Genomic DNA, 20,812 nt, shown 5'->3' with positions numbered 1-20,812 from the left:
ATGTCCGATACGCCGATTAATTTAGACGACTTACGTCAACGTATCGACCAGTTGGATGGCGATATTCTGCGCTTGATTAGTGAGCGCGCCAACTGCGCCCAGCAGGTGGCACACGTTAAGCTTGCTCAAGATAAAGACGCTGTATTTTATCGTCCTGAGCGGGAGGCGCAGGTGCTGCGCCGCATTATGTCGTTGAATCAAGGCCCGCTAGACTCAGAAGAGATGGCAAGGCTGTTTCGCGAGATTATGTCGGCGTGCCTTGCGCTGGAACAGCCTGTCAAAGTTGCTTACTTAGGCCCAGAGGGTACCTTTACTCAGCAGGCGGCGCTTAAGCACTTTGGTGAAAGTGCTGTCAGTATGCCGATGGCAGCGATTGATGAAGTCTTTCGTGAAGTGGAGGCCGGTGCTGTTCATTATGGAGTGGTGCCGGTAGAGAACTCCACCGAAGGGGTCGTCAATCACACGCTCGACACCTTTATGGACTCGTCAATCAAGATTTGCGGTGAAGTAGTACTACGCATTCACCACCACCTGCTGATTAGCGAAACCACGCGTCGGGATAAGGTCTCACGCATCTATTCCCATCCGCAGTCGTTTGGCCAGTGCCGTAAATGGCTGGATGCTCACTATCCCCACGCTGAGCGGGTGCCAGTTTCCTCTAACGCAGAAGCTGCCAAGCTGGTCAAAACAGAGTGGCACAGTGCAGCAATTGCCGGAGATATGGCGGCCAAGCTGTATGGTCTAGAGCGCATTGCCGAAAAAATTGAGGATCGCCCTGATAATTCCACGCGCTTTCTGATTATTGGTAATCAAGATGTGCCGATATCTGGCGAGGATAAAACCTCAATTGTTGTCGCTATGCGAAACCAACCCGGTGCATTGCATGATCTGCTGGAACCGTTCCATCGTCACCGCATTGATTTAACGCGGATCGAAACACGGCCCTCGCGGACTGGTGTTTGGAATTATGTGTTCTTTATCGATTTCAAAGGGCATCGAGATGAGCCGCAGGTAGCAGCAGTGCTCGAAGAAGTCAGGTTACGTGCTTCTGAGCTGCGTGTGCTTGGCTCCTATCCTCTAGGCGTGCTGTGACGGAGTGTGTGGTGCAAGCGTTGGAATCTAGCGCCGGCGTTCGGTCATCTTGCCAAGAGTCACACCTACTAATTGTTGGCCTTGGTTTGATCGGAGGGTCGCTGGCTGCCGCGCTACGGCGCTCCGGTTTCAAAGGGCATATTTCTGCGTGTGACTTCAATGCGTCAGAGATTGCCTTGGGGATTGATTTAGGGGTGATCGATCATGGCAGTTCACAGTTAGCAGAACTGCTTGATGGCGTCTCCATGGTGGTTTTGGCCGTGCCGGTATTGGCCATGGAGAGTGTGATGGCCACCCTGGCGGGTTCGCTTCACCGTGCGTCTGAAAACGTGGTAATTACCGATGTGGGCAGCACGAAAGCGACGATCCGTGACTGTGTTGTGCGTGCCTTCGGCGAGGTGCCCCCTTCGGTAGTGCTAGGTCATCCTATTGCCGGCTCTGAAAAAAGTGGTGTTGCCGCAGCAGACTCGACCCTCTATATCAATCACAAAGTGATACTAACGCCGGAGCCGAATGTCGACGCAGGAGCGCTTGCACGGGTTGAAGCATTATGGCGTGCCACTGGCGCAGACGTACTGCAAATGAGTGTAGAGCGGCACGACCAAGTGTTGGCACGTACCAGTCATTTACCGCATTTACTGGCATTTTCGTTGGTCGATACACTGGCACGTCAAGATGAGCGGTTAGAAATCTTTCGCTATGCAGCCGGTGGGTTTCGTGATTTTACCCGAATCGCGGGCAGCGATCCTGTTATGTGGCGAGATATCTTTATTGCCAACCGAGACGCTGTCTTGTCATCGTTAGATGATTTTGAGGCGGGGCTCGCTCGGTTGCGGAAAGCGGTAGAAAGCGGCGATAGCGATGCGCTTATTGCAACGTTTGATCGTGCCAGTCATGCACGCCATTATTTCGACACGTTATTGAATAAAACCAGCTATCAGGCGGAATATCATATGCAACCACACGGTAAAGTGACTTATCGCGTGCAGCCGGGCGGCCAGGCGCAAGGCCGTCTGCGCGTGCCGGGCGATAAATCAATGTCCCATCGCTCCATTATGCTGGGTGCTCTGGCGGAGGGAGTCACTGAGGTTAAAGGGTTTCTTGAAGGTGAAGACAGTCTTGCGACACTGCAGTCTTTTCGCGAGATGGGGGTTGCCATTGAAGGACCATATCAGGGGCGAGTGACTATTCATGGCGTAGGGATGCATGGCTTGAAAGCTCCGGCAGGCCCCCTGTATGTGGGCAATTCAGGTACTGCCATGCGCCTGTTTGCTGGACTATTGGCAGGTCAAGCGTTTGACAGTGAGCTAACCGGTGACGAATCGCTTACCAAGCGGCCAATGGGGCGTGTTGCTGACCCTCTGCGTTTGATGGGGGCGACTATCGACACCGCTGAAGGCGGGCGTCCGCCACTTAAAATTAAAGGTGGCGCCCCATTGAAGGGCATTTACTACGACATGCCCATGGCCAGTGCGCAGGTGAAATCCTGCTTGCTGCTAGCCGGCATGTACGCTGAAGGCGAGACTCGCGTGCGTGAACCCGCGCCAACTCGTGATCATACAGAGCGTATGCTTAATGGATTTGGCTACCAGGTCTCGCGCGAGGGCGATACTTGTTGGCTTCAAGGGGGCGGTAAGCTGGCGGCAAGCCCAATTGATGTTCCTTCTGATATTTCTTCTGCCACATTCTTCCTCGTCGCTGCAGCTATTACGCCAGGGGCTGACATTACCCTTGAGCACGTAGGTATCAATCCTACGCGTGTTGGTGTGATTAACATCCTCAGCTTGATGGGGGCTGACTTAACGCTTGAAAATCAGCACGAGGTAGGCGGTGAGCCGGTGGCGGATATCCGGATTCGCTATGCGCCTTTAAAAGGGATTGATATCCCGGTTGATCAAGTACCGCTTGCCATTGATGAGTTTCCCGCACTGTTTATCGCCGCCGCTAACGCGCAAGGCAAAACACGTTTGCGTGGTGCTGAAGAGCTGCGGGTCAAGGAGTCTGATCGGATTCAGGCAATGGCCGATGGGCTGGCAATACTAGGCGTTGAACACACAGTTGTTGAAGATGGCATTGATATTGTTGGTAATGCCGACGATTCTGTGGCGAGCTACGGTGGCGGGCGTATAGACAGCTTAGGTGATCACCGTATTGCCATGGCGTTTGCAATCGCCGCTTTGCGTGCAAGCGATGAGATTATTATTGATGACTGCGCAAATGTGGCCACCTCTTTCCCTGATTTTGTGACCTTGGCGCAGCGTATCGGTATGCAGGTGAGTGTGGAGGGAGCTAATGCCGAATAAAGCCCCCGTGCTAACGATTGACGGACCAGGTGGTGCAGGTAAAGGCACCATCAGTGGGTTGGTCGCCGAACGCCTGGGGTGGCACCTATTAGATAGTGGGGCGCTTTATCGGCTTACTGCTCAAGCAGCTTTAAAGCATGACGTAGCGTTGGATGATGAGGCGTCGTTGGCGTTGCTTGCTGAGCAGCTTGATGTCGCTTTCCCGGTACAAGGTGGGCAGTCTCAAACGCTTTTAGAAGGTGAAGACGTTTCTCGAGCGATACGCACAGAGCAGGTTGGTGAGCGTGCATCCCGTGTCGCGGCTCTTCCGCAAGTTCGTGAAGCACTGCTTCAGCGTCAGCGAGATTTTCAACAACCGCCAGGCCTAGTAGCCGACGGTCGTGATATGGGAACTGTCGTCTTTCCTAATGCTCCATTGAAAATTTTTCTAACCGCAAGTGCGCAGGAGCGAGCTAGGCGGAGGCATCTACAGTTGCAGGAAGCAGGGGTGGATGCTAGTCTATCGAGTCTTTTAAAGGAGATTCAGGCACGCGATGCACGCGATACGCAGCGCAGTGTGGCTCCTCTCAAGCCGGCAGATGATGCCATAACGCTTGATACCACATGCCTGAGCATACCGGAAGTGGTTGATCAGTTGACCGAATTACTAGACCAACGTGGCATAGTAAGCGGCAGTTGATTCTCCCTTGCGGCGTTTTTGGAAAGGTGTCACGACGTGGCAGGGCGATAACTCCATATCCGAGAGCCCGGTCAGGTCTAACCAGCGCTAACACCTCCAAAGGCTGAATGACATTAGGCCCGTACTTGCTGGTGGTACGGAGAAGGCATTTATGCCTCAACAACGTTGATCACGTAGGAAAACCATGAGCGAAAGCTTTGCTGAACTGTTTGAACAGTCCCTTAACGACATTAACATGGAGCCAGGCGCAATTGTCGCGGCTCAAGTTGTCGACATTGACGGTGACTGGGTTACCGTTAACGCTGGTCTGAAATCTGAAGGTCAGATCCCTGCGTCACAATTCCGCGATGAGAACGGTGAACTGACCATCGCTATCGGTGACGACGTGCACGTTGCACTTGAAGCTGTAGAAGATGGCTTCGGTGAAACGCGTCTGTCCCGTGAAAAAGCCAAGCGCGCAGAAGCTTGGAAGATTCTGGAAGCAGCCTTCGAGAAAGACGAAGTCGTCAAGGGCGTGATCAACGGTAAAGTCAAAGGCGGCTTCACAGTCGACGTCGACTCTATCCGTGCCTTCTTGCCGGGCTCTCTGGTTGACGTTCGTCCGGTTCGTGACACTGCGCACCTGGAAAACAAAGAGCTAGACTTCAAAGTCATCAAGCTTGACCCGAAGCGTAACAACGTCGTTGTTTCGCGTCGTGCTGTGCTGGAAGCTGAAAACAGTGCTGAGCGTGAAGCGCTGCTGGCAACCCTGCAGGAAGGTCAGCAAATCAAAGGTATCGTTAAAAACCTGACTGATTACGGTGCCTTCGTTGATCTCGGCGGCGTTGATGGTCTGCTGCACATCACTGATATGGCGTGGAAGCGCATTAAGCATCCGTCTGAAATCGTTGCTGTTGGCGACGAAATCAACGTCAAAGTGCTGAAGTTTGACCGTGAGCGTAATCGTGTATCGCTAGGTCTTAAACAGCTGGGTGAAGATCCTTGGGTCAATATCAAAGACCGTTACCCGGAAGGCACCAAAGTACACGCAGTCGTCACTAATCTGACTGACTACGGCTGCTTTGCTGAGCTGGAAGAGGGCGTCGAAGGTCTGGTTCACGTTTCAGAAATGGACTGGACTAACAAGAATATCCATCCGTCTAAAGTTGTCCAAGTGGGCGACGATGTTGACGTTATGGTTCTTGACATCGATGAAGAGCGTCGTCGTATTTCTCTGGGTATCAAGCAGTGTACTGCTAATCCGTGGGAAACGTTCAACGCTGAATACAACAAGGGTGACCGTGTTTCAGGTACCATCAAGTCTATCACTGACTTTGGTATCTTTATCGGCCTTGAAGGCGGCATTGATGGTCTGGTTCACCTGTCTGATATTTCTTGGACAGAAACTGGCGAAGAAGCTGTTCGTAACTTCAAGAAAGGTGACGAAGCTGAAGCCGTCATTCTTTCAATCGATCCTGAGCGTGAGCGTATCTCCTTAGGTATTAAGCAAATGGATTCCGATCCAGTAGCTGAGTATCTGTCGGTTAACGACAAAGGCAGCATCGTTACAGGCCGTATCGTAGAAGTTGATGCCAAAGAAGCACACGTTGAGCTAGCGACGGATGTTATTGCTATCCTCAAGGCGTCTGAAATCAGTGCTGACCGCATTGAAGATGCCCGTAACGTGCTGAATGAAGGCGACAGCATTGAAGCGCGTATCGTAAGCGTTGATCGTAAGAGCCGTCAGATCAGTCTGTCGGTTAAGGCGAAAGAGCAAGATGATACTCGTCAAAATCTGAAGAAACTGCGTGATCAAGAGCCGGAAGTAGGTGGCCCGACCACTATCGGTGATCTGATCAAACAGCAGATGGGCCAAGACTAATTAAGTAGTTGATTGCCTAGAAAAACGCCGCCCTAATGGGCGGCGTTTTTTTATGAATATATACGATGTAGAATAGATCACTAGCCTATGTTTGACTTGAGTATAAATCTAATTTTTATAGTTTCAATTAAGCAATAAAAATCGATTAGTATTTAAGCTAAAATCAACTAAACTATTGTCAGCTAGCGCGTTTAAAGCAATAATGTACGCGCATCCTGAACTCGTACGTACGGAGTTGATCGATTGATTAACTCGCGCTGTTTAAACCTCTGCTAAAGGGAATCCCTATGTCGTTATTAAATGAGTATATTCAAAAGGAACAGCAGCTAAAGCAACTGCAAGAAGACTTACAGCGTTTGGAAGGTGATCAGCGCTTGAAAAGCGAGCTTGAATTTAAAGCTAAGCTTGAAGCGCTAATGAATGAGTTCGGTAAGCGTCCTTCTGATGTTATTGCATTGCTGGATCCTAGCGCGGATCAACGTGGTTCAAAAGGTGCTGCTGCATCCTCCACACGCCGTAAGCGTCGTCTGAAGATTTATAAGAACCCGCATACCGGTGAAGTGATTGAAACCCGAGGCGGCAATCATAAAGGCCTACGCAGCTGGAAAGATGAGCATGGTGATGAAACCGTCGAATCCTGGCTAGAGCGTATGGAAGACTAAGTCTTTTTAAACCGGCATTTCTAACCAGAAGTGCCGGTTTTGGTTTGATGAGAGCGGATATAAAATTATCCCAACCGGCTAGGCAGATAAAGGTATTCGTAGCTCAATATGGTGTGGATGCCATAACACTTGCGGTGCATCACCGCTGATATTTAAACGTTTTTTTTCATCCATTAATGCCACTAGGGTTTCAGACATTATATAAGATAACTGTGAAATGTTATCGAAATATATTTTCGCATAGTAGCGTGAAGGAATGTCTACCCGACGGTAGTTGACAGGCAGTGCTAGGTATTTGGCAGTATTTCTATTCTCTAAATAGAGCCCGATATCAGTTCTCGTGTGGTTTGGAGTAGGTTCTTCTACAGCGGCCGTCACTTTCTCTGTTAAAAGGTCTGGCAACACCATGGTTGGGGTAGATGTTTCTAGTAGGGTTTGTAGGTGCCCTAAATGGTTGGCGTGATACTTTGTGTTGCCTAGCCCATGAATGTGGTCTGGCGCTTGGTATAAGCGCATTAAAACTACATGTGCGGGACGGTTTCTTTCAATGCTGATCGTGAGCTTTTTGTCAGGTCTGTTCAGAAGATACAGACTGCTTACCGCTTGGCGGTATTCGCGGGGTGACATTCGATAGCGGCGTTGGAATGCGCGTGAGAAAGAAGAGTGATTAGTATATCCACAACGAATAGCGATTTGCGCTATATTTTGTGAGGTGAGTGAAAGTAAGACAGCGGCTCGCTCAAGGCGCCTTTTTTCACGGTAAGCACTAGGTGAAATGTTGAAGCAGTGGCGGAACTGTCGGCGTACTTGTGATGCTGAGTATCCTAAGTGGTTAGCAAGGTCTTCGATTCCAAGCGGTTTATCGAGAGTGTCTTGCAGCCAGATCTCAGCTCGCGTCATTGCATTGAACATTATCTGGCCTCCTATGCTTAAGTCGTACAGGTCGCGTTACTCATCTCACCTGTAATGCACCATCCCGGTGCTTGCGTTGCTAGTAATCTAATAGGCGATTAACATTGCTGCTTGCCTACTAGATGAATTTGCCGCTATATGCGCCACCTTAGGTTGCTTAACTGGGCGTTTTTGCTCTGCCAGTAGGAGCATCCTGTTTTATATCGTGAGCAGCTTATTTAATACTAAGCTGTGATGCCTTTATGCTGGCAACAGAGAGCAAAGGCAAGTTTGCTCAGAGGCTTTACGCGTTTGGGCACAGTTTTGCCGGAAAAAGGTCTGTTTCAGCAGACTTGTCATTCATTTCAAGTAAGGTGTAAATGAAACATCGATGAAATATCAAAAAGTTCAAAAACAGCTAGATGAGCGTGAAAAGCTACGTAAGTTTCGTGAGCTGGATGATGCCTTCGCGCAGGCGCTGCGCCAGTTAGAAGACCCTAACAGCGATTTCAATATTCCAACGGGACCGCCAGTACGTTCAATTGCGGCGTTGGAGGCTGACGACCAAGCAGCAGACGAAGCGGCACACTCTCATGAGCAAGAGCGTTTGTTTGAGCAGCGCTTAAAAGTGCTGATTGGCGAATACGATTTGTCGGAGCAAGATGTTAGTGAAGTCGTGCACGCGCTACTGGCGTCTAAGCAGTGGAAGCTTGACGATGTGCCAGCAGCGTGAATAATGCGATTTTATGAGGTTTGGAGGCTCGCTAGCGATACCGATAGATGCGTAAGCTAGGTAAATATACCTCATCTTCTAATTTTTCGTCACTCCGCTTAGCTCTTGTGCGAGCCGTTGGAGGCGTTTCTGCTGGGGCTTTAAGATGCGGTAATCGCCCTTCATTTGCAGGCACAATTAATGGCATTGCAATATTAAGTGCTCGTCGCGTGTGTCCATCCGCAAGCGGTTCGACAAAAAATAGATTTGCTCGCATTAAGGGAGCTTGGGTTTGTACCTGTGCCAATATTTCTCCACTGGGAATGCTGGCGAGCTTGCGTAGCTGTATACGAATATGTGGAGCATCGCTGTCTAGCTGTAATAATTTTTGCTCAGCCTCTTGAACACTAACGCGTTTGATTGAGCGACCGCTGCTGTACCACGCTAGCCTAACTCTGGATACTGGCGCAGGGGCAATGGGGAGCTGCCTCCAGCACTGTTTCAAGTGGAGCCGTGCGAATCCGCTTTTACGAAGTATTTCGTTGATATGCGGGTGACGGTTCGGTAAGCGAGACTTGGCATCGTTCAACGCGTTTGGATGAGACTGCTTAATGCGTGCGAGTAAATCGCTGATATTTACTTTTGCGTGGTTAATTTGATGGCACGCTTCTAATAAGTCATCGTTAGCAGCGATGACCGCAATGTAGTTACGCGTTTCTCGTCCATCCTGTCCCTGCTGGTGCCACATGTCCAGCAGTGCTTCCCGCAGCCAAGTAGAATCATTCGCTTCTGGGTGGAATCGCCAAGTAGGTGGTGGGTTAAATTCGTATAGCGCTGCAGCCCACTCAATGTTGGCTACCAATTGATCAAAGTGAGCATCAAGCTCATGTAGTTGATGATATAAAGGTAGCGTGGCGTCAGTCATATTGGGTGAGCCTTCAAGAAAGAGGTGCGTCTCTATCTGCTTGAGCAAGCAGGGTATCTAAGTCCGCCTCATCCATAGCAGATTCACCTGCAATACGATGCGACTCTTCTGCCCAAGCGCCCAAATCAAGCAGTTGGCAACGTTTACTGCAAAAAGGGCGATAAGTACTTTCTGGCCCCCAAATAACTTTCTTGCCACATTGCGGGCAAGCAACCTCAAGCGGTGAATCATTCGCTGGCGTAGGCATGACAAACTCCTGTTTCAAAAGTGCGTCTCTAGCACGTCGTTAAGTGCACTCGGCGCGATAATAACGATCCAGCTGGATGACCTGGCGCATCATATTCGCATGGTCACCACTGTTATCGATGACATCATTGCCTTTAGCAAGGCGTTCTGCGCGCGGAAGTTGGGCGGCGAGGATAGCACGCACCTGAGATTCACTCACCCCATCGCGGGCAAGCGTACGTGCAAATTGCAGCGATTCGGGTACGTCAATGATTAACGTACGATCAACCAGTTTATCTTGGCCAGACTCAAAAAGCAGAGGAGACACTAATAACACATAAGGCGACTGCGCCTGCAGGCGGTCTAGATGCAAAAGCAGGCGCTCGCGTATTCTGGGATGAGTGACAGACTCTAACCACTGCCGTTGCGCAGGATCTTCAAAAATGATGCTACGCAGTGCTGACCTATTCAGTGTCCCGTCGAGGTTCAATACGTCGCTGCCAAAGTGTTCGGTAATAGCGGCTAGCGCGGGTTCGCCAACGGCAACGACTTCTCTCGCGACATCATCGGCATCTATCCAGCCAATCCCCAGTTCTTCAAATGCACGGGCAACGGTAGACTTTCCCGAGCCTATACCGCCTGTTAGTCCAATGATCATGCATGCTCCCCAAAAAATTGAATCAAAACCGACGTTAGGCTTAATACAGCAACGACGTATAGAGCGCCATTAACTCGTTGCCTACCAGTATGCAAATCCAGCCCGCCAGCGCAAGAAAGGGACCGAAGGGGAGAGGTTGGCCGCGCAGTTGAGGAAATAGAGCTTGAGCGGCTAATCCTATGGCTGCGCCAATTCCCGCAGATAAAATAAGCAGCAACGGTAACATGCTCCAACCTACCCAAGCGCCAAGGGCAGCGAGTAATTTGAAATCACCGAACCCCATGCCTTCTTTACCTGTTATGAGCTTAAAAGCCCAGTAGAAAGCCCATAGCACAAGATAGCCCGCCATTGCGCCGATGACAGCGCCAGAAAGCAGCTGTGGCTGAAAGAGTAATTGGTAAACTAAGCCAGCCCATAATAGCGGAAGGGTTAACATATCAGGGAGTAAATAGGTACGAAAGTCGATTACTGCCAAGGCCAGTAGCGTGACACAAGCGCCATAGATAAACATTGCGTTTAGCGTTGGGCCATGCAAGGCCACAACGACTACTGCAAGTAGTCCGCCCATCAGCTCAACGAAGGGGTACTGTACACTGATGGAGGTTTGGCAATGGGCGCATTTTCCCCTTCTTTTTAGCCAGCCTATTAAAGGTAGGTTATCGTGCCAGGCAATGGGTTGTTCGCAGCGTGGACACATTGACCTTGGCGTAGCAAGGTTAAAGCGGGGGGATGTTTCTTCGACCAGCTCAAGAGAGACGCGTGCTTCATTACGCCAACGGCGCATTAGCATAACGGGTAAACGAGTGATGACAACGTTAAGAAAACTGCCAAAGCAGAGGCCGATTAGTAAAGCAAAAAAGAGGTAACAGTTTGACGGTAAACCCATGGTATTCCAATTGTTGGGGAAGTGCTTGTTGGGGACGTGCGTATGAGCGGTTTATTTATAGTGCGGTGCCAATTTCAAAAATAGGTAAATACATGGAGACAACAACGCCGCCCACTAGCGCGCCAAGAACAACGATAATAATCGGTTCCATTAACGAGGTCAGGGCATCTACTTTATTATTTACTTCTTCTTCGTAGTAATCGGCGACTCGGTTAAGCATAGCATCCAGCGAGCCAGCTTCCTCACCAATACTCACCATTTGAACTGCCAGTGCTGGAAAACGGTTGGTCATACGCATGGCGAAATGCAGCTGTTGTCCAGTGGTCACATCTTGGCGTACGTCATGAATCGCTTTTATATATACTCGATTATCTGCTGCACCTGCGGCAGTTTCGAGTCCTTCAATGAGTGGCACCCCAGACGTAAAGGTAGTCGCTAAAGTGCGTGTAAATCGTGAGACAGCCGATTTGTGTAAAATATCGCCAATGAGGGGGAGGCGAAGCATCAGGCGGTCTAGCCGATAAGCGATGCGTGGTGAGCGCCGCACTGCCGTTTTCAGCAGCACGACACTGACGGCTAGGGAACAAGTTGCTTGTAACCAGTACTTTTGGGCCATGTTCGATAGGTTAACTGTGAATTGAGTGAGTGCTGGTAGTTCTGCACCAAAACCCTGAAACATATTCTCAAATTCGGGCACGACTTTGATGAGTAGCAGCATGGTCACGGCAACACCGATGATCATCACCGCAGTGGGGTACCACAGGGCTTTTTTGACACGACTTTTGAGTGATTCGACTTTCTCTTTATAACTGGCTATCCGTTCCAGCATTTGGTCAAGCGCACCAGCCTGCTCTCCAGCGTCTACCAGGCTAACAAACAGGCGGTCAAACTGTTTGGGATGTTTGGCCATGGCGCTGGAAAGGCTATCGCCCGAAGAGACGTCTTCCATGATGTGCTGGGTTAGAGCCACCATCGCGGGTTTTTTTAGGCTTTCCGAAACGGCTTGTAACGCCTGAAGAATAGGGATGCCTGCTCGCACCATAGTGGCCATTTGCCGTGCAAAAATCATGATATCGACGTTGGTTACCTTGCTGCGCCCACCAAAGCTGCTACGTTTCTGGACTTTTGTCGCGACAATACGCTGCTTAGCCAGTTGCTCAATGATTTCGGGTTTGGTGCGGCCAATCAGCTCGCCGCGCATGGCTCGGTCTTGTGGCCCTTTACCCTCCCACCTCCAGCGGTGCAGCGGCGTTGGCTTTTTGCGGAGGGCTTTAGCGTTGGCCATGGCGCGTTACTCCTTACTGATGCGGTTAACTTCTGCCAAGCTAGTGCTGCCATCCAGCACACGACTTAAGCAGCGTTGATAAAGGCTAGGGTAACCTTCGCGGCGTGCTTGCTGATCGATATTCAGCGCGTCAACATCACGCATAATCAACTGGCGCATGGCATCAGTAACAGGCACCACTTCATAGATACCAATACGACCTTTATAGCCCTGGGTGCAGTGTTTACAGCCGACGGCTGAATAAATCGTGCCGTTGCGAATGTCCTGCTGGCTAAAGCCAGCCTGACGCAGTGCTTCGTCAGGAATCTGTGCGGGGGTTTTGCATAGGCTGCATAGCTTGCGTGCCAAGCGTTGGGCAATGATCAAGCTAACCGAGCTGGCGATGTTATAGGAAGCGATGCCCATATTTGCTAAGCGGGTTAGTGTTTCAGCGGCGGAGTTTGTGTGTACGGTAGATAGCACTAAGTGTCCCGTTTGGGCTGCTTTCACGGCAATTTCGGCGGTTTCCAAGTCACGAATTTCGCCCACCATGACGACATCGGGATCTTGGCGTAAAAAGGCACGTAGAGCACTAGCGAAGTTCAGACCTATTTTAGGAAGAACGTTGACCTGATTGACCCCCGACACTTTAATTTCTACTGGGTCTTCGGCGGTGCAAATATTACGCTCAATTTGGTTAAGAATGTTGATGCCTGTATAAAGCGTCACTGTTTTACCGCTTCCCGTAGGCCCGGTAACCAGAATCATTCCTTGAGGCTTCTTAAGCGCGTGTTCATAAACGGCCTGTTGTTCAGAGCTAAAGCCTAGTTGTTCGATAGAGAGTTGAGCAGTGGCAGGATCTAGCAAGCGCAGCACTATTTTTTCACCAAACACAGTGGGCAGTGAGTTCACTCGAAAATCAATTGAGTGAGTGCGTGAAAGCTGCAGCTTGATTGCCCCATCCTGGGGTAGGCGCCGCTCAGAGATGTCCAGCCGAGACATGATTTTTACCCGAGCCGCAATGCGGTGCCGAAGCGCAAAAGGTGGGCGGGCAATTTCAAACAGCATGCCATCAATACGAAAGCGCACCCGGTACAGGGTTTCATAAGGCTCAAAGTGAATATCGGAAGCGCCGCGGTTGATAGCATCTAAGAGTATTTTATTGACGAATTTGACGACGGGGGCATCTTCACTCTCTTTTGTTGCCTTGTCTAAGGTTGCCTCATCTTCGTCCTGCTGAACAATATTCAACGCGCTGATCGCATCATCTACGTTGTCCAATTCATCTAGCATGCTGCGCTCATTTTGCGCTAGATACTGCGTTAGAGTGCTTTTAAGTTGATCAACGGGAGCCAGTACTCCATCGATACTTAGCCCGGTAGCGAATTGCAGCTCATCTAGCTGGGTTAGCGTTGCGGGGTAGGGTACAGCTACCGTCAGTCGATGCCCATGGCGTGCCAGGGGAAGGACCTCTAGACGCTCTAATAAGTTAACGGGATAGTCGTTGGCGGGTGGCAGCGCATTTATACGAATGACATCTAGCTCAACGACCGGCAAGCCAAACTCCCAGGCAGCGGCCTGCGCTGCTGCGCCTGATTCTACTAGCCCGCTATCAACCAGGTGCTGTAACAACGACACATCAAGCTCTGTTGCTGTGTTTTCCGCGACAGTCGCCTGAGCATCGGTCAGCTCGCCGTTTTCAACCAGCCGTTTAGCGATACCGTGCGGACCGCTATGCATGGCTATCTGGCTCAGCGTTGGCATGGGGGATAAATTGTTTATGGCTAAGATCAATCATATTTATTTTTGCTTTTTTATGTTGACTATTAATTATTATTAATGGTCAACGGAAATGTAACGATGTGATTGCTATTGTTAGTTCAATATAGCATCGAGAAGCTGTTGGTATTGTTAAACATTGTGGCATGGGTTTGTTTAATGCACTTATCGCATTCATATTGTTGAAGGGGAAGTTTAATCGAACAAAGGAGAAGTGTTATGAAAAAAAGATTTTTTAAAATAACTATAATTCACAAGCAAAGTGGTTTTACTCTCATTGAACTGATGGTAGTCATCGCGATTATCGGCATCCTGGCGGCTATTGGTGTACCCAAGTATGGTAGCTACTTGGACCGCTCCGAGGCTTCAGCATGTGTTGGAGAACTCAACTCATATCGAACACTTTCAATCGCGGAAGCGTCTCTCGGAGAGGGCGCGCCTGAATTCAGCTTTCAGTCATGTGCTGAAAATACGGATGTTGACGAGCTGTTTAATGTGTTTGCCGGCGCTGCAGATAACCAACTATCAGAAGCTATTGAAGTTTTAACTCAGGATCGTCAGGAAACTGTGTATGTGTCTGAAGGCGGGATAATTTCTCTGAATAATGAGTAATAGTGTGCATTACGTTAAAATCTAACCATTAGCTTTGGTCGTTGTGCCAGCTAATGGTTTTTTGTATCTGCAGGTTTTTTGACCGTGTTTTAATATTGCTCAATCTTCACACTGCCTGCGCATTTGCTCTTTATACTTAATGCTCCTGGTCACAAGGAGCCGATAATGAAATCAATTCCTATTAGCGCTTGCCTGTTAGTTTGCACCTTGCTTTGGCAAGTAGCGGCAGTCGCGCAGCCAGCACACGCACCTGCCCATGGTGTTAGAGACCACAGTCCTCACTTCGAGCGTCAGCGTGGCGGCCAGGATATAGGCCGACATGAGCGTCGCCATCGCGATGAACGCGTTGTAGACCTTCCTCGTATTAACGAAGTTGAATTGCTGCGTCTCTTGCGGCAATACGATGTGCCACGCGCTCAGCCATTGCCGCCGGGTATTCAGCGCAACTTAGAACGCGGTAAACCACTGCCTCCTGGAATTGCAAAACGCTTCGATGGTCCGTTGGCATCTCAGCTTCCCCATTACCCCGGCTACGAATGGGAGCGTGTAGGGGCCGATGTCGTGTTAATTGAGGCGGCGACCCGTATCGTTGTCGATGTGCTGGTTGATGCGTTGCGTTAATGTTTTGCATGACGTCATGGTAATACCATGTGCCACCGCTTAAGCTGAGCTGACGTTTGGGTAACGTGAAACCACAAGTAAGGAACGTTAATGGCGGTCTACACTTTAGAAGAGCGGCTGGCGCTGGCGGTATGTATTGCCGAGGAAGCGGGGCAGATGATTCTCCGCGCCCGTGAACAACAAGACTTTAAACAACATTTAAAAGCTGGCATTGAGCTAGTTACTGATGTTGATGTGGCAGTTGATTCGCTGATTAGCCAGCGCTTAGAGGAGCATTTTCCTGGTGAAGCAAGGCTAAGTGAAGAGTTGAGCCCTGAGCGGGCGCTGCATGCCCCCGCTGAGCAGCTGTGGGTGGTAGATCCTATCGATGGAACCATCAATTTTGCCCAAGGCCTGCGCCATGTGGCGGTGTCGATTGGTTGGATAGAGAGTGGCATCGGTAAAGTGGGCGTTGTTCATGCGCCTTTCTTGGGTGACACCTTCAGTGCTGCTCAAGGGTTGGGTGCATACTGCAATCAGCAATCAATTAAGCCTAGCGAAGCTGATACGCTTGAAAGTACCCTGGTAGCTACCGGTTTTCCCTACGATAAGCAGGCTCGTAAACAGCTTCTACCACGTTTGGAAGCCGTGTTGGTGAACTGTCAGGATGTTCGCCGCAATGGCGCTGCTGCAATTGATCTCTGCGATGTCGCCTGTGGCCGCTTAGACGCGTATTACGAAAGCGTTTCACCATGGGACTTTGTTGCGGGTTGGGTTATTGCGCGTGAAGCAGGCGCGAAGGTGGGCCACTTAACGGAGGTGCCCGACGGCGTGCCAGCTGACCTTTACCCAGAGCAACTACTCGTCACAACGCCCAAGGTATACGATGCCATGGCATCGCTACTTAAGGGTATCGATTAGCTGCTAGCGGCAAGCAATTGAAAAGAAAGCGCAAAAAGAGCTTTTCATTTGGTTAAGAAAGCGATAGTATACGCACCGTCTTGAGGCAAACGATGTTGGTTAACGATTGCTGCTAATCAAGGCATCGGAGTGTGGCGCAGCTTGGTAGCGCGTTGCAATGGGGTTGCAAAGGTCGCAGGTTCGAATCCTGTCACTCCGACCAAACAGATAAAACGGTCACCTAGCTACTACAGCGGTGGCCGTTTTTTAGTTTTTAAGCTTAATTCTGGATTAGCAATCATTAGCATAAGTTGTGAAGCCTTCTGATCCCACGATGCTTAGCTAACTAAGCACGCCAGTTCTGCTAGGTTTAGCCTGCTAATAGACTCTGCGCGAGAGAGCCTGTCGCAAAAGCAAGTCCTGCCGCGGCGGTACCCATGGAAAGGGTGCGTATGCCTGAGCGCCAGGCCGGTAGGCCGTAGACGGCGCTCTTAAGCATGCCAATAGCAAGGAATATGCCGCAAGCCAGCCCTAGACTGGCTAGAAACTGTGTCGTGATAGTGATGCTAGGTATTGTATACGGAAGTAACGGTAGAGCACCCACGAGCAAAAAAGCACTAAAGGTAACTAACGCTGCCCGCAGAGGGTTAAGGCCAGCAGATGAAAGCCCATGCTCTTCTTGTAACATGGTAGCCACCCATCTATCTGGTTCACGGCATATCGTTTCTACTACTTGTTCAAGTAGTTCTCCTTCAAAACCTTTGGCGTGGAAAAGTTGACGAATCTCTTCGCGTTCGCCCTCAGGCACTAGGTCGATATGTTGTCGTTCGATACGCTCAGTGCTGGCGATTTGAGCTAGCTGGGCCTGACCGGCTTCGTAATTGCTTACTGCCATACTGAAACCGTCAGCGATTAAGTTGGCGAAACCTAATACAAGCGCCACCTGTGGTGAAAAGCCTGCGCCAAATGCCCCTGATACGACCGCAAAAGTCGTCACGCAGCCATCGATAGCGCCGAGCACAGCATCGGGTAGCGTTGATGCTTTTACTGGAGCTGCCAGCCGCTTATGCACTGCATCCGGGTGATGATCATTGAGAAGGCTTTCACGGTTTGGGGTTGGCATATAGAGGCCTCATACTTCTCCAGGCTAAAAGCAGCATCGAATAATTGCTCTCCGCCTTCAAGTTAGCTTAGCCATGACTCAGAGCTCACTCCATATCTGCTCACGTAAGTCTTCGCTGAGTTCTGATACCTTGCGTATGCGGTTAAACGTTGCTTCTGCCATCTCTTCTGCAGTGTTGTGGTAGCAAACTGCCATTGACGAGAGGGTTTGAGGCCCTTCAAAACCGAGCATGCAGTAGGTTAGCTTGCTGTAGATCGGAGCCACCGATGAGATGAAATCCAGTTCATGGCGAAGCGCTTGATTTGCTGCTTCGAGCCAGATCCGTTGTAGCTTGGTGGCAGAATGTGTGGTTTCCACCCAAGGCTGATACCAGAACACCAGCATTAGTTCGTCGCTGGCAGGCTTTGCTGTCAGGCTGGGAAACAGTATCGTTGTCATTGTGTTGGTTCCTCTTAGACAGATATAAATAGTATAGCCACCCTTAATAGATTGACTGTAATTAATCACTGTTTATTTGATAAGGGTCATGTTTTATGGTCATGATGGTTTTTGTTTTTTTTTGTAATTTTTAAAGTATGACAAGCATATTTGAATAGTGTGATATTAATATTATATTTTTCATTTGTAGTAAAAATATATTATAAAAACAAAGGCTTGTGCTTATGACAGCCGGCAGCTATAGCTATGTGACGTATTCCTGGTGATGTTTTATCGGTGCACTTAGTCTTTATTGTGAGACTTTTTTTGCGTTGCATCATTTCCTTGTTAGTTTATAAGCACTATCGGTGTTGCGGTGCAGCAAGTTGCGGTAAGCTGACCGTATAGTTAACAAGGGAGCTTATGGATGAAAAACCCTCAAACACCAACGAATTCTTCTCAAGAGTGGCATGGTGCCTCGGTAGACCAAGCGCTTACGCGGCTGGCCACTACTGCCGATGGCCTATCCACCGTTGAGGCTCAAGCGCGCTTAGAGCGCTACGGGCCGAATCGTCTTCAGCAAACTCAAGAGCGGCCTTGGTATCGGCGTTTATTGGATCAGCTCAATAATATTTTAATTCTTATACTGCTGTTTGCTGCTGTTGCCAGCTTCCTACTTGGGCATAACATCGATGCGGCGGCCATTGTGGGAGTGGTGGTCGTGATTGCGCTGATTGGTTTTATCCAGGAAGGAAAAGCAGAGCAGGCGCTTGATAGCATCCGCAACATGCTCTCTCCTCAGGCAAATGTTCTACGTGACGGGAAGCGCACTACTATTCCTGCCGACGAATTAGTGCCTGGGGACATTGTGCTAGTGGAGAGTGGAGACCGAATACCTGCGGACGTGCGGCTTATTGAGGCGCGGCGTTTTCGTACCGACGAGGCGGCTTTAACTGGGGAATCTGTTCCTGTGGAGAAGCAGGCACACCCAGTGAGCGCAGATGTGGAGTTGGCGGAGCGAAGCAGTATGGCGTTTGCGGGCACGATTGTGGTGCAAGGCAATGCCCGTGGTTTGGTCGTTGAGACGGGGCGCTATACTGAAATAGGCAAAATTTCTGAGCTTCTGCGCCGTGTGGAAAAAATTAAAACGCCGCTGCTTCAGCAGCTTGATCGCGCAGGCAGGGTGCTGGCAGTTTTTATCTTGGGTGCAGCGGCTATTACCGCGTTGTTAGGCATGTTCCTTCATGGCCAGCCCGCTGCGGATATGTTTATGGCTGCTGTTGGTCTCGCGGTAGCCGCGATTCCTGAAGGTCTGCCCGCTATTGTCACCATTGGGCTTGCGCTTGGCGTGCAAAGCATGGCGAAGCGCAATGCTATTATTCGCCGGCTTCCCGCAGTTGAAACGTTGGGCTCCATCTCAACTATTTTTTCGGATAAAACGGGCACATTGACGCGCAATGAAATGACCGCGCAAGCGGTATGGCTGGGTGACGAGCAGTTTCTTATCGAAGGTATTGGTTTCTCGCCTAAGGGGGATTTTTATCGACTGTGTGCCAGCGGTGAACAAGAAACTGAATGTGTTGATATGGGCAGTACCCAACCGTTAAGCGACTTTTTATGTGCTGGCGTACTGTGTAATGACACTGAGCTGCAACAGCAGGCAGGGCAGTATCAGATTTACGGCGACCCGACAGAGGGCGCGTTAGTGGTTGCTGGCGAAAAAGCAGGTATCAAAACCTCAGAGGTGCGCCAGCAGTTTCCGCGGGTAGATGCGATTCCTTTCGAGTCAGACTATAAGTACATGGCCACTTTGCATGCACAAGCCGATGGCCAGCGTATCATCGTAAAGGGAGCGCCTGATCGTTTGATAGAAATGTGCGATAGCGTTGCTACTACAAAAGGCACCGCCGCTATTGATCGTAAGGAGTGGGAAAACCGCATTCACGAACTTTCCTCACGAGGTTTACGCGTTCTGGCCATCGCCGATAAATCCGCCGCTACGATTGATGAGCTTGACCATCACCATATTGAAGGTGGCTTGCGCTTATTGGGAATTATTGGCTTGCTGGATCCTCCTCGAGAGGAGGCAATCGAGGCGGTTAAGCGTTGCCAACAAGCGGGTATTCGCCCCGTTATGATTACCGGTGATCATGCTTCGACAGCGCTGGCTATTGCTAAACAACTGGGTTTTGCGCAAACCCAGAAAGCGCTTACCGGGCGAGAAATTGAAGCGATGTCCGACCAAGCATTAGAGAGTATCATTCTAGAGATCGATGTCTTTGCTCGGGCATCCCCAGAGCATAAGCTGCGTTTAGTAAAGGCGATGCAGGCACGGGGCGGAGTTTGCTCCATGACTGGGGATGGCGTTAATGATGGGCCAGCCTTAAAGCGTGCTGATGTCGGCGTTGCTATGGGCATACAGGGGACTGAGGCGGCGAAAGATGCCTCTGAAGTGGTGTTGGCAGACGATAACTTTGCCACCATTGTCAGTGCAATTGAAGAAGGTCGCAAAGTTTACGATAACATTCGTAAAACGATCACTTTTATTCTGCCTACCAACGTTGCTCAGGGCTTGGCGATTATGCTTGCTGTGTTATCAGGCTCGGTACTACCGGTAACACCGTTGCAGGCATTATGGGTAAATATGGTGGTTGCGATTACGCTAGGCTTGGCATTAGCGTTTGAGAGTGGGGAGAAAGACTTAATGACGCGTCAGCCAAGAGATCCTAAAGCACCGATGCTGGATCTGTTTTTATTATGGCGAGTGGTTTTTGTGTCTGTGCTGTTGCTTGTTGGCGTCTTCGGCATGTTCTCTTGGATACTTAACCAGGGGGGCAGCGAAGCGTTAGCGCGGGCAGGGGCGGTCAATATGCTAGTTACTGGCAGTGCCGCTTATTTGATTAACAGTCGTTTTTTAATTAATAGTACCTTGTCGTTTGCTGGCATTTTTGGCAGTCGCCCGGTATGGGTCGCTATTGTGATGGTGATGCTGCTGCAAATGGCGTTTACCTATCTACCCTTTATGCAGCTTATCTTTGATAGCGAAGGGTTAAATATGGCGCATTGGCTAGCTATTGTTGTCAGCAGTGGAATGATATATGTGTTAATTGAAGCTGAGAAGGCAGGTTGGCGAATGCTCGATGGCAAATAGACATAGACATAGGCTGAGGATGGGCTAATTGTCATTCTGTTTAAAGCCGAAAGCGCCACTAGTGGGTAAAAC

19 protein-coding genes and 1 tRNA gene are annotated in these 20,812 nt (G+C 49.9%); 11 read left to right on the top strand and 9 right to left on the bottom strand.

What is annotated here, in order from left to right:
- The 5 genes from pheA to IR195_RS10540 all read left to right on the top strand — a co-directional run bounded on the left by pheA (position 1) and on the right by IR195_RS10540 (position 6,597).
- Positions 1–1,092 (top strand): prephenate dehydratase, encoded by a 1,092-nt coding sequence (pheA, locus tag IR195_RS10560; RefSeq protein WP_038484667.1) that lies wholly within the window; start codon positions 1–3, stop codon positions 1,090–1,092.
- 11 nt (positions 1,093–1,103) lie between these two features.
- The gene (locus IR195_RS10555; protein ID WP_146943539.1) at positions 1,104–3,395 is read left to right on the top strand and encodes a bifunctional prephenate dehydrogenase/3-phosphoshikimate 1-carboxyvinyltransferase; all 2,292 of its coding nucleotides are present in this window, start codon (positions 1,104–1,106) and stop codon (positions 3,393–3,395) included.
- Positions 3,385–4,074, top strand: coding sequence for a (d)CMP kinase (gene cmk / locus IR195_RS10550; protein WP_206049715.1), 690 nt, complete (start codon positions 3,385–3,387; stop codon positions 4,072–4,074). The genes IR195_RS10555 and cmk overlap by 11 nt, the downstream gene beginning before the upstream one ends.
- Before the next feature lie 184 nt (positions 4,075–4,258).
- Positions 4,259–5,935 (top strand): 30S ribosomal protein S1, encoded by a 1,677-nt coding sequence (gene rpsA / locus IR195_RS10545; protein ID WP_125748140.1) that lies wholly within the window; start codon positions 4,259–4,261, stop codon positions 5,933–5,935.
- A 287-nt stretch (positions 5,936–6,222) separates the two neighbouring features.
- The gene (locus IR195_RS10540) at positions 6,223–6,597 is read left to right on the top strand and encodes a histone-like nucleoid-structuring protein, MvaT/MvaU family (RefSeq protein ID WP_206049714.1); all 375 of its coding nucleotides are present in this window, start codon (positions 6,223–6,225) and stop codon (positions 6,595–6,597) included.
- Between the two features lie 78 nt (positions 6,598–6,675).
- Here the strand turns inward: IR195_RS10540 and IR195_RS10535 are convergent, their stop codons facing one another.
- The gene (locus IR195_RS10535; protein WP_125748133.1) at positions 6,676–7,509 is read right to left on the bottom strand and encodes a helix-turn-helix transcriptional regulator; all 834 of its coding nucleotides are present in this window, start codon (positions 7,507–7,509) and stop codon (positions 6,676–6,678) included.
- Between the two features lie 370 nt (positions 7,510–7,879).
- Between IR195_RS10535 and IR195_RS10530 the strand changes: the two genes are divergently transcribed.
- Entirely contained in the window at positions 7,880–8,221 is a 342-nt protein-coding gene (locus IR195_RS10530; RefSeq protein WP_125748130.1) for a hypothetical protein, read from the top strand.
- A gap of 31 nt (positions 8,222–8,252) precedes the next feature.
- On the opposite strand, the gene IR195_RS10525 is transcribed toward IR195_RS10530, so the two are convergent.
- The 6 genes from IR195_RS10525 to pilB are packed head-to-tail and all read right to left on the bottom strand — an operon-like array spanning position 8,253 to position 13,898.
- Positions 8,253–9,125 (bottom strand): DNA replication terminus site-binding protein, encoded by an 873-nt coding sequence (locus IR195_RS10525; RefSeq protein ID WP_206049713.1) that lies wholly within the window; start codon positions 9,123–9,125, stop codon positions 8,253–8,255.
- A 13-nt stretch (positions 9,126–9,138) separates the two neighbouring features.
- On the bottom strand, positions 9,139–9,372 hold the full coding sequence (gene yacG, locus IR195_RS10520; protein ID WP_083004574.1) for a DNA gyrase inhibitor YacG: 234 nt from the start codon (positions 9,370–9,372) through the stop codon (positions 9,139–9,141).
- Positions 9,373–9,411: 39 nt separating this feature from the next.
- Positions 9,412–10,008, bottom strand: coding sequence for a dephospho-CoA kinase (gene coaE, locus IR195_RS10515; RefSeq protein ID WP_206049712.1), 597 nt, complete (start codon positions 10,006–10,008; stop codon positions 9,412–9,414).
- Positions 10,009–10,048: 40 nt separating this feature from the next.
- Entirely contained in the window at positions 10,049–10,894 is an 846-nt protein-coding gene (locus IR195_RS10510) for a prepilin peptidase (protein ID WP_146943533.1), read from the bottom strand.
- Between the two features lie 55 nt (positions 10,895–10,949).
- The gene (locus IR195_RS10505) at positions 10,950–12,179 is read right to left on the bottom strand and encodes a type II secretion system F family protein (protein ID WP_206049711.1); all 1,230 of its coding nucleotides are present in this window, start codon (positions 12,177–12,179) and stop codon (positions 10,950–10,952) included.
- A 6-nt stretch (positions 12,180–12,185) separates the two neighbouring features.
- Positions 12,186–13,898, bottom strand: coding sequence for a type IV-A pilus assembly ATPase PilB (gene pilB / locus IR195_RS10500; RefSeq protein WP_241006830.1), 1,713 nt, complete (start codon positions 13,896–13,898; stop codon positions 12,186–12,188).
- 258 nt (positions 13,899–14,156) lie between these two features.
- Between pilB and IR195_RS20540 the strand changes: the two genes are divergently transcribed.
- From IR195_RS20540 to IR195_RS10480, 4 genes are all read left to right on the top strand, one after another.
- Positions 14,157–14,549: a prepilin-type N-terminal cleavage/methylation domain-containing protein gene (locus IR195_RS20540; protein ID WP_277395566.1), complete on the top strand. Its 393-nt coding sequence runs from the start codon at positions 14,157–14,159 to the stop codon at positions 14,547–14,549.
- A 165-nt stretch (positions 14,550–14,714) separates the two neighbouring features.
- Positions 14,715–15,170 (top strand): anti-virulence regulator CigR family protein, encoded by a 456-nt coding sequence (locus IR195_RS10490; RefSeq protein ID WP_206049709.1) that lies wholly within the window; start codon positions 14,715–14,717, stop codon positions 15,168–15,170.
- Positions 15,171–15,260: 90 nt separating this feature from the next.
- Positions 15,261–16,070, top strand: a complete 810-nt coding sequence (locus IR195_RS10485) for an inositol monophosphatase family protein (protein WP_206049708.1) — start codon at positions 15,261–15,263, stop codon at positions 16,068–16,070.
- 125 nt (positions 16,071–16,195) lie between these two features.
- A tRNA-Pro gene (locus IR195_RS10480) sits at positions 16,196–16,272 on the top strand.
- A gap of 147 nt (positions 16,273–16,419) precedes the next feature.
- Here the strand turns inward: IR195_RS10480 and IR195_RS10475 are convergent.
- Both IR195_RS10475 and IR195_RS10470 read right to left on the bottom strand, forming a co-directional pair.
- Complete coding sequence (locus tag IR195_RS10475; RefSeq protein WP_125748105.1) at positions 16,420–17,172, bottom strand: VIT1/CCC1 transporter family protein; 753 nt, start codon at positions 17,170–17,172, stop codon at positions 16,420–16,422.
- A gap of 78 nt (positions 17,173–17,250) precedes the next feature.
- A complete protein-coding gene (locus IR195_RS10470; RefSeq protein ID WP_146943420.1) occupies positions 17,251–17,610 on the bottom strand; it encodes a hypothetical protein in 360 nt (119 codons plus the stop codon).
- 406 nt (positions 17,611–18,016) lie between these two features.
- Here IR195_RS10470 and IR195_RS10465 point away from each other — a divergent pair, with 406 nt between their 5' ends.
- Positions 18,017–20,740, top strand: a complete 2,724-nt coding sequence (locus IR195_RS10465; RefSeq protein WP_206049707.1) for a cation-translocating P-type ATPase — start codon at positions 18,017–18,019, stop codon at positions 20,738–20,740.
- Positions 20,741–20,812 lie beyond the last annotated feature (72 nt).

It is taken from the genome of Vreelandella venusta (assembly GCF_015689495.1).
GTDB classification, from domain to species: domain Bacteria; phylum Pseudomonadota; class Gammaproteobacteria; order Pseudomonadales; family Halomonadaceae; genus Vreelandella; species Vreelandella venusta.
This window is presented reverse-complemented; position numbering and strand designations above follow the sequence as displayed.